Raw genomic sequence first — 1,723 nt, 5'->3', positions numbered from 1 at the left:
GACGGGAGGGCCGCCGCGCGCGCCGTGCCGGAGATCCAGTACGGCTCGCGCTGGAAGGCGTACGTGGGCAGCGGGACCCGGCGGGCTCCTTGCCCCTCGTACACGGCCGGCCAGTCCACGTCCGTTCCCCGGACGAAGACCGTGGCGAGGGCCGTGAGCAGGCTTCGGGGCTCGGAACGGCCCGAGCGCAGCGCGGCCACCGACGCCGTGGCGTCCGCGTCGCTCAGACACTCGACGGCCATCGCCGAGCAGACGCCGTCGGGCCCGAGTTCCAGGAAGGTCGTGACACCGGCGGCCTCCAGGGCGCGCACGGCGTCCAGGAAGCGCACGGGCCGGCGCACCTGTTCCACCCAGTACTCGGGCGAGGACCACTCTCCGGGTGTAACGGGCCGGCCGGTCACGGTGGAGATGGCGGGCAGGCTCGGCTCGTGGAAGGTGAGCTGCCCGACGACCTGGCGGAAGTCGTCCAGCATCGGGTCCATCAGCGGCGAGTGGAAGGCGTGCGAGACCGTCAGCGCACGGATGCTTCTGCCCTGGTCGCACAGGCGCCGGGTGATCCGGCCGACCGCGTCCGCGGCTCCGGAGACGACCGTCGACAGCGGTCCGTTGACGGCGGCGATCGCGGCCAGCGGCTCGTCGGCGAGCAGCGGCAGCACCTCGTCCTCGGTGGCCCGTACGGCGGTCATGACACCACCGGCAGGGAGGGCCTGCATCAGCCGGCCACGGGCCGCCACCAGGCGCGCGGCGTCCGCGAGCGAGAGCACTCCGGCGACATGGGCGGCGGCGATCTCTCCGATCGAGTGGCCGACCACATACTCGGGAACGACGCCCCAGGAAGCGACGAGGCGGTACAGCGCCACCTCCACGGCGAAGATCGCGGGCTGTGTGAAGCCCGTCTCGTCCAGGCCGTCGCCGGACGCGATGATCTCGCTCAGCGGGCGGTCGAGCAGCGGATCGAGATGACCGCACACCTCGTCGAACGCGTCGGCGAACACCGGGAAGGTACGGTGCAGTTCCTGGCCCATACCGATGCGCTGGGCGCCCTGGCCCGTGAAGAGCAGGGCGGGCGCTCCGGGCCGCGCGGTACCGGTGACGGCGCCGGGCGCGGGCGCTCCCTGGGCCACCGCCGCGAGCTGGTCCAGCAGCGCGGTACGGCTGTCGGTGAGGACGACCGCGCGGTGGTCGAAGACGGTGCGGTGCGCGGCGAGGGACAGGCCCACATCCGCCGGATCGAGCGTCCCGTCCGCGCTGACGGCGGTGTACAGCCGTTCGGCCTGGCCGCGCAGCGCGGCGGCGCCACGGCCGGATATCACCCAGGGCGTGAGGGCGGGCGTGTCCGTGTCCGCAGGCTCCGGGCGTGGGGCCGGCTCGGCTGTCCGGTGCTCGGCGAGTACGACATGCGCGTTGGTGCCGCCCATGCCGAAGGAGGACACACCGGCCAGCAGCGGCCGGCCGGGCTCCGGCCACGCGGACAGTTCGCTCTGCACCGCGAGGCCGAGTTCGGCCAGCGGGATGTCCGGGCCCGCCGTCTTGAAGTTGAGGCTGGCGGGAAGCCGGCGGTGGCTGAGTGCCAGCAGCGCCTTGAGCAGGCCGACCATACCGGCGGCACCTTCGAGATGGCCGACATTGGTCTTCGCCGAACCGACGCGCAGGGCCCGTCCGGGCGCGCGCCCGGCGCCGAGGACCGCGCCGAGCGCCGCGGCCTCGATCGGGTCGCCGACGG

The 1,723-nt window shown here is 73.9% G+C and carries 1 protein-coding gene; it reads right to left on the bottom strand.

Annotation, left to right across the window (positions count from 1 at the left end; all coding sequences use genetic code 11):
* The coding region (locus GA0115259_RS38290; RefSeq protein ID WP_141716898.1) for an acyltransferase domain-containing protein at nt 1-1,723 on the bottom strand (1,723 nt) is incomplete at both ends.

Origin of the sequence: Streptomyces sp. MnatMP-M17 (genome assembly GCF_900091995.1) — a bacterium.
Lineage (GTDB): Bacteria > Actinomycetota > Actinomycetes > Streptomycetales > Streptomycetaceae > Streptomyces.
This window is presented reverse-complemented; position numbering and strand designations above follow the sequence as displayed.